Genomic DNA, 7600 nt, shown 5'->3' with positions numbered 1-7600 from the left:
ATAGTATAGTTATTATCTTTAGACAAAAGCTTATCTTCCAAGAACACTGTTTAAGGGACTCAAACTCTACTAATAGTTATAAATCGACTCGAAATTAGATTCCTTTACTATTAATTTTAGGTTTATGATTATGCATTGAAAAGGAAGGCTAAATTTGTAGAAAGAAGTCCCGCTGCAGACTGCCTCGACTTTATCATTTCTGTAATGCTGTTCAACACAGTGTTAATCTTGAATTCGTTTCCTGCATCCAAAACAAGGCTACTTTCACCAATTGCTGTCCAACATCATCTCTTTTTATTATCTGGAATATCTTTAGTGGAATGGCTAATGTGATGCCAGAAGTGGCTGTAGTGACTGTTACCATCCCCAGCTCTCCCAGACCCCGGGAATTGCAGGAAGGGCTTTTGATACTTTAGCCTCCCATAATATCAATATTCAGGCAGTTTCGACTTCGATGACTTGTTTGCATTGCCTTATAGCCAAAAACCAGCTTGAATTAGCTGCACAGGCACTGCAAAAAGAATTCGGATTGATTTGAGTATTCGAGGTCTAAGTAATCTGTAGGGGCACGGCACAGTTCGACAGGCTCACTGCTCTGAGCGAAGCCGAAGAGCACCGTGCCCCTACCCTTTTCAGGGTCGGAGATTTGAAAGGCAGGGATTCCCGTTCCTGATTCATTTCTTGAAATTTGAAAAAACCGTCCGATAACAAAAATATAGCCAATCGAAATGTGTGGAATTCTCGTACGAGGATTTAAATATAATGTTACTGAGATTCAATCTAAATGATGCCAAAAAATATATCGATAGTAAAAGGACTTAATATCTTAACGGGAGTTGAAACATGATTAGAAGACTTGCTGCTATTATTCTCATTTTTGCCTGCACGGCCGGTGCTTGGGTTATCCTGGGTGGAACAGTTTTACTGCGGACAGACAACCAGGATAATAGGCTCAGGAATGCAGTTGGACAGCTCTGGGGAACTGTGCAGGTCCAAAAGGCACCATCTGTTTACTATGAGACCATAAGCAAGAGTGAAACCCAACGCGTAGAGTCGGGCAAGACGGTCAGCGAGATTCAGTCCCAGACTATCACCAATTATGTCCCGCTCAAGTCCAGCCAGATCGATGTTTCGTTGTTTCTGGAGCATCGCAAAAAGGGACTGTTGTGGTATCCGACTTATGCCGTGGACTTTTCTGCGCATTATGTCGTCTCCAACGACACCCCGGAACCACGTGAAATGTTCATAAGTTTCACCTTTCCCACCGCCGGAGCAGTCTATGATAATTTTCGCTTTGCCATCGCTGGCAAAGAGCTTCAGAACATCGAACCATCCTCCGGCTCGCTACAGCAACTTCTTAAGCTTGACCCTGGACAAAGGGAGACTGTAGAGATAGCCTACAAATCACAGGGAATGAGTGAGTGGGGGTACGAATTTGGCGAGAACGTAAGTCAGGTGAGGGATTTCCTGCTCAGCATGAAGACCGATTTCAAAAAGATAGACTTTCCCCAGAATAGTATTTCTCCGACCTCACGGATCCAGACCAGGGACGGATGGGAACTAAAGTGGCAGTATTCCAATCTTCTTACCGGCGTTAAAATCGGCATGGTGATGCCTAACAAGCTTAATCCAGGACCCTGGGTCAGCAAGGTAACTTTCTCCGCGCCGATTTCCCTTTTTCTGTTTTTCTTTCTGCTGTTCATTTTTACAACGCTTCGAAAAATCGAAATTCACCCGATGAACTATTTCTTCCTGGCAGCCGCATTTTTCAGTTTCCATCTCCTCCTGGCTTATCTGGTAGATCACATTTCGATCCACACTGCATTTTTCATCAGCTCGGCCGTTTCCATACTCCTGGCGGTGACCTATATGCGGCTTGTCGTTCGCACCCGATTCGCACTCCTGGAAATTGGAGTCACCCAGCTTGTTTACCAGGTTTTCTTTTCCTACACCTTCTTCTTTGAGGGATTCACCGGACTGGTTATAACTATTCTATGTATTTTGACCTTGTTTGTTGTCATGCAGATGACGGGAAAAGTGAATTGGGGTGAGGTTTTTCAGAAAAAGAAAAGTCCATAGCTCCTCACTCTGTTGAGGATGAGAACCCGGTCCATCAGGAGGCGTAGGGGCGATCCGTAGGGTCGCCCTGATACTTTGAGAAGACCCACAAGGGGCAGGTTTGAAACCTGCCCCTACCATGCGTTCTTATTTACTGTCCTCACCAACGAAAATGTGGAATTAGTTAATTGGCCCAACTGCTAGCAAAAACCAATAAGTGATAGTGCAACCCCTCTTCGGATAAGGCACGACGATGATTTATTTTAAAAAAATACTTTACAAAGCCGAAGAGATTAGATAAAATATTTGTAGATTCTTAATATATTCTATCTAATCTACGCAAAATAAATTATCGGAAGCCAATAAAACCTAATCGAAAGGGGGAAAATATGATAAAGAAGAAACTAATTGGGCAAATTCTGTTGTTAGCCGGTATTATTACGGTAACTATCACATTTGTAATGTTTAACTTAAAGGCTCAGACTGAAAAGATTCCCAGCAACAAAAAGGAACCTCCTAGGTTTGGAGAGCTAAGGATTGTGAATGAAGGAGATGCGTTTTTATTAAAACCTGCAGGATATTTTTCTTATTATAACCATCTGAACTCGGCAGGAGACTATAAGGATTATGAATTTGTTACAGGTGAAGGGGTTTTCGCCTGCACATTGAGTAATATCCCCGTATGGTCAGATTACGATCTTTACTTGCTAGACTGCAAGAAAGAAATAATCGCTTCTTCCGAGAATGGTGGAAACTATGATGAGTATATCTCGAAAGATGTACCTATAGGTCTATATTACGTCAGGGTGTATTGTTTCAGCGGAGGCAACCCTACACAAAATTACCATCTCTTTGGTCAAAGCCCTGACCAGACTATTGCCCCGGATTTTAGAATACTTAGTATTACCGCAAGCGACTCAAATCCGATAGTAGGAAGTTACATTACCCTTAAACTAACCGTTGTAAATTTCAGTCCATGCACTACATCTACTTTTTACACTTCCTTATTCCAGAATCGTGATACGCCGCCAACGGCTCCAAATTGCCAGGGTCAGTATAATTTCTTTTGGGGACAGTTGGGGTCGTTCGAACAGCATGAATTTATACAATATTACGTTACCAGTTATACCGCTACAACCTGGCAAGTTTACGGGCTTGTAGATTGCGATAATTCGACAACAGAGCTAAACGAATGCAATAATAGTTACGGACCGATGCGAATTACATGGCGAGAACCGCCTCCAAAACCAGATTTGATGTTTACAAATGTCACGCCAAGCAGCGTTACACCAGGGGTAGCAAAATATGACTACCTCTATACTGATGTCACTATACATAATGCCGGTAATGCCTCAGCAAGTCTTATCTGGACTGATATCTTCTATGATACAACAGCAGCACCTGTTGCACCTGCCATTGGGAATGACTATCGATACACCAGTTCTTTGCCCGTAGGGAACAGCAATACTTTTACGTTTGTTACAAGAAACCGCAGCGGAAATGCAGAGTCTTGGGATAATTATCTGCTTGTCGATTCACCTGAATGGACTGATGAGCAGAATGAAAATAACAACGTTTATGGACCGATCCACATAAGCTGGATTGTCATGGAACATTATCCTCAACGAACAAGAGATCAAATAATCAATACTGCGGCAGAATTCGTAAATGCTTTTTGGCAACCTTCTGCTAACAATCTCTATCCACCTGGTGAATGTCCTAACTGGCGTATAGACCCCCTCAATAATTTAGGATTCCCGATTGCTGGCGAGGCTTACGAGTGGGGTGCGTGGGACAGACCTAATGATTTCTTGAGACTTCTAAACCTGAAATATAATTCTGCTGCATTTTTTAAGCCGGGTTATCGTGAATCGCTTTATTGTGAACCCGGGGGCGATCCTTTCTGGGCAATCGGTTCAGATTGTGCTGGATTAGTATCAAGAGCCTGGAATTTGTCTTACATGTGTGAAACCGAATGTTTAACGAGTACCTATGTAAGTAACCCACTTCCTAACTATGATTATAAATATTTAGTGAGGGGCGATATCGTCTGCTGGCCAGATACACATGTGGCCCTATTTTATGAGTGGGGTGACTACGATACCATGTGGGTGATAGAAGAAACACCGCCAAGGGCAAGGTTGTTTAAGTGGCCACTGCAAAAATACTCTCCAAAGTATAAGCCCTATAGATACAAAAATGTCGCCGGCGTTCCGTTTATCGCAGGGGATGCTAACAGCGATGGAATAGTTAGCGTCGGGGATGTTATATGGCTCATCAATTACTTGTTCAAACATGGACCGCCACCTCAGCCACTGTGTAAGGCAGATGTCAATGCGGACGGCAGGGTAACCGTAGCCGATGTAGTATATCTTGTTAGTTATCTTTTTAAAGGGGGACCAGACCCCTTGAATGGCTGCGCATAGTGTCAATAGGGTATTAGACATTAAAACTGTTAGAAAATTTAACTAAACCAAAATAGGTCGAGGAAACGTATAAAAAGTGAGGAGTAAAATGAAAAATTTAAAGAATATTCACTTGGTCTTGGGGTTGCTCCTTGTTTTAATCACTCCTGTTTTTGCGACAGAAACTGTGCAACAACAGACCTACGGCTCAAAGGTGATACTCAGCGCCCCCTGGGGACAGAACCCAGGCGAATTCGGCCTTGATAACCCTTATGCCCACAATTCCAAAGCCCATGACCTGGGTCCAATCCAGGGACCGAGCACATTCACAATTGCTCCTAATGGTGACATTTATGTCTGTGACACCTTCAATGGACGAATCCAGAGATTTAGCCCGGCTGGGAATCTGATAACTGTCATAAGTGGAAGGGCAGGTTATGGAGATGACATTTGTATAGACCAGAATCAAGACATTTATGTATTATACGGAAGCGCTGCACCTCCCAGGGTATTAAAATACGATCAGGCTGGAAATCTGTTAAAAGAATATGTCTCTTTCCAAGACGAGGATGCAAAGGGCATGAACTATGGAGGAGGCTCTACCAAGCTCTATTGTGACAACTCTGGTAGACTGTTTTTGTCCTATTATAGAGAGAATTCAAGAATGCAGGCGATCTTTCAATTTGGAACCACTGCCGGAGATTATGCACCAGCTCAGCAGAAAGCCACCCTGAGAAAAGGCTTCGCTGGAACAAGTGGCTTCATCCTTGACAAAGGCCAGATCCTTCAGGAGATAGAAGGGAAAATGGCGTCAGTGGATAATACAGGCAAGGTTGTTACAGAGTACAACATTTCTGCTGGCTCTTTTAGTTTTTTTGATATCGACCCCCAGGGAAATGTCTATATGCACGCCTACGTACAAAAGGATGAAGAGATTTCGGAAAAAGTAAGAAAATATACTGCAAATGGAGCTCTAATCTCGGAGATTGCATGGAAGAGCACAGGATATGCCATACATAATTTGAACAAATCTCTAAGCATCGATAGCCAGGGGAATATCTACGTATTCGATTCCACCAAAGATGGCATAACCATCACCAAATGGTCACCATCCAGGGCTAACAAGTAGATAGAACAAAAAACGTCCGGCATAAAGTCCTATAAACGGATCCGTAGGACCGGACGCTGCTTTTTCATTCGCTATTCGTCATCCGTCATTGTTTTTATCATTTATCATCCATCACCTCATAATCCGCATCCACTGCACCATCTTTCCCCTCTTTTTTCTCTTCCTTTTTCTCCTCAGGTTGTCCCTCAGAAGGTTTGCCTGCATTCTGCTGACTGGTGGTCTTTTTGTACATCTCTTCGGCTATTTTATGCGAGGCAGTCAGAAGCTCTTCAGTTGCCCTGTCGATCTCTTCTTTATTATCACTGCGAATGACGGATTTGACTTTTTCTACTGCCTGCTCAATCTTTTTTCTTTCTTCAAGAGAAACTTTATCTCCGTATTCCTTTAAAGTTTTCTCTGTGGTGTAGACAACCTGGTCAGCCTTGTTCCGGGATTCAACCAAACCCTTCTTTTTCCTGTCCTCTTCTGCATGAGATTCTGCATTTTTCACCATACCCTTAATCTCTGGCTCAGATAGTCCTGAAGAGGCTTGAATCTTAATCGACTGCTCCTTACCGGTTCCCAAATCCTTGGCTGAAACGTGAACTATTCCATTCGCGTCTATGTCAAAGGTGACCTCGACTTGAGGAATACCCCTGGGAGCAGGAGGAATCCCGACCAAATCAAACCTGCCCAGTGTACGGTTATCTATAGCCATTTCCCTTTCACCCTGGAGAACGTGAATAGAGACTGCGGTCTGGTCATCTGCGGCTGTGGAAAATATCTGGCTCTTTCTGGTGGGGATCGTGGTATTCCTTTCAATCAGCCGGGTCATCACTCCGCCTAAGGTTTCAATTCCTAAGGACAGAGGAGTCACATCTAAAAGCAGAACGTCTTTCACTTCTCCGGTCAAGACTGCGGCTTGAATGGCTGCGCCGACTGCTACTACTTCGTCAGGATTAACTCCCTTATGCGGCTCTTTTTTGAAAAGCTCCTTAACTAATTCCTGAACCTTGGGCATCCTGGTCTGTCCGCCGACTAATATAACCTCATCTATATCATCAGGTGACAGTTTGGCATCTTCTAAAGCCCTCTTGCATGGACCAATAGTTCTCTGAAGAAGATCATCCACCAACTGCTCTAATTTCGCTCTGGTTAGCGAGAGGTCCAGATGTTTTGGGCCTGAGGCGTCAGCAGTTATGAACGGGAGATTGATATTGGTCTGCATGGTCGTGGAAAGCTCGCACTTAGCCTTTTCTGCGGCTTCTTTTAATCTCTGTAAAGCCATCCGGTCTTTTCTTAAATCTATGCCGTAGTTTTTCTGGAACTCATCTGCCATCCAGTCGATAACTTTCTGGTCAAAATCATCTCCGCCTAAATGAGTGTCGCCATTGGTTGACCTGACCTCAAATACTCCTTCGCCAATCTCCAAAATGGATATATCAAAAGTCCCGCCCCCTAAGTCAAACACTGCTATCTTTTCATCTTTCTTCTTTTCAAGCCCATAGGCTAAGGAAGAAGATGTAGGCTCGTTTATGATTCTTATGACATCCAGCCCAGCGATTCTTCCGGCATCCTTGGTTGCCTGTCTTTGTGAATCGTTGAAATATGCCGGCACAGTGATAACTGCCTGGATGACCGGTTCTCCGAGATAATCCTCTGCCGTTTTTTTCATATACTGCAAAATCATGGCTGAGATCTCCGGAGGCGAATATTCTTTTCCCTGAATTAAAACCCTTACATCTCCGTTGGTTGCTTCCACGATTTTATAGGGAACTATTTTCTCCTCTGCCAGGACCTCATTATGCTTTCTGCCCATAAATCTTTTGATGGAGAAAACAGTATTTTCAGGATTAGTGATCGCCTGCCTTTTGGCGATCTGCCCGACCAGTCTCTCGCCTGTTTTCGTGAAGGCTACGACCGAAGGAGTGGTTCTCATCCCTTCAGCATTGGGAATGACTTTAGGCTCTCCCCCTTCCATCACCGCCACGCAGGAATTGGTCGTCCCTAAATCTATTCCGATAACTTT

The 7600-nt window shown here is 43.8% G+C and carries 4 protein-coding genes; 3 read left to right on the top strand and 1 reads right to left on the bottom strand.

The annotated features are described in order from the left end of the window. Positions 1-843: 843 nt before the first annotated feature. The 3 genes from MUP17_03190 (at position 844) to MUP17_03180 (ending at position 5592) form a co-directional block, all read left to right on the top strand. The gene (locus MUP17_03190; GenBank protein ID MCJ7457981.1) at positions 844-2079 is read left to right on the top strand and encodes an inner membrane CreD family protein; all 1236 of its coding nucleotides are present in this window, start codon (positions 844-846) and stop codon (positions 2077-2079) included. A 368-nt stretch (positions 2080-2447) separates the two neighbouring features. Further along, on the top strand, positions 2448-4484 hold the full coding sequence (locus MUP17_03185) for a dockerin type I repeat-containing protein (protein ID MCJ7457980.1): 2037 nt from the start codon (positions 2448-2450) through the stop codon (positions 4482-4484). An 88-nt stretch (positions 4485-4572) separates the two neighbouring features. Beyond that, positions 4573-5592: a hypothetical protein gene (locus MUP17_03180; protein ID MCJ7457979.1), complete on the top strand. Its 1020-nt coding sequence runs from the start codon at positions 4573-4575 to the stop codon at positions 5590-5592. 97 nt (positions 5593-5689) lie between these two features. On the opposite strand, the gene dnaK is transcribed toward MUP17_03180, so the two are convergent. Beyond that, a partial coding sequence (gene dnaK, locus MUP17_03175; GenBank protein ID MCJ7457978.1) for a molecular chaperone DnaK occupies positions 5690-7600 on the bottom strand: 1911 nt, incomplete at its 5' end.

The organism is Candidatus Zixiibacteriota bacterium (assembly GCA_022865345.1).
In the GTDB taxonomy this organism is placed as follows: Bacteria; Zixibacteria; MSB-5A5; order MSB-5A5; family RBG-16-43-9; genus RBG-16-43-9.
Note: the sequence above shows the minus strand (reverse complement) of the source record. Positions and strands in the feature narration are given on the sequence as shown.